General features: G+C 48.8%; 1 protein-coding gene. It reads right to left on the bottom strand.

Going from position 1 to position 606, the window contains the following annotated elements; all coding sequences use genetic code 11:
• Positions 1-606 (bottom strand): calcium-binding protein (locus tag JCM12308_RS27560; RefSeq protein ID WP_164845416.1); only part of this gene is annotated, 606 nt, incomplete at both ends.

The following is a 606-nucleotide window of genomic DNA, read 5'->3' as shown; positions in this document are numbered from 1 at the left end:
CCATTCAGAATATCGTTGTCACCACGACCATACAGAGTGTCATTGCCTTCGCCGCCGGTTAGCGTGTCGTTTCCAGCACCACCATCAAGGGTGTCATTACCAGCACCACCATCAAGAGTGTCTGCGCCATTTGCACCAGTGATGTTATCATTGCCGTCAAGGCCATTGATCACATCATCCTGAGAACCGCCATAAAGCCAGTCAGCCTCCTCGGTCGCATCCTCATAGGCTGCGCGCAGTATCTCATAGCCACTCAGAACTGTGCCATCGGCAAACTCGATGAACTCAACACCAAAGTTGCTGTTGTTCTTAAACTGATTATGGATCGTAAGCGTACCACCATCTTTGAATGTAAGCTGGAGGTGCACATTGCCTGTACCGGAAGTTCGGGTGAACTGAACCTCATCAGGCAAAATACCTTCACCCAAAATCAAACGATCCGTATCTGTGTTACTTCCAGTGTACTCACTCAGAGTGTCGTGACCATCTCCCAGACGGTAATGATAGGTATCACTACCTTGAGCTCCATAAAGATAATCATCACCCTCTCCACCTGTCAGTGTATCATCACCATACTCACCGTAGAGACGGTCATTCCCGATACCA

It is taken from the genome of Pseudovibrio denitrificans JCM 12308 (assembly GCF_001310815.1).
Classification (GTDB): Bacteria; Pseudomonadota; Alphaproteobacteria; order Rhizobiales; family Stappiaceae; genus Pseudovibrio; species Pseudovibrio denitrificans.
The sequence above is the reverse complement of the archived record's forward strand: the minus strand, read 5'-3'. Positions and strand labels throughout refer to the sequence as shown.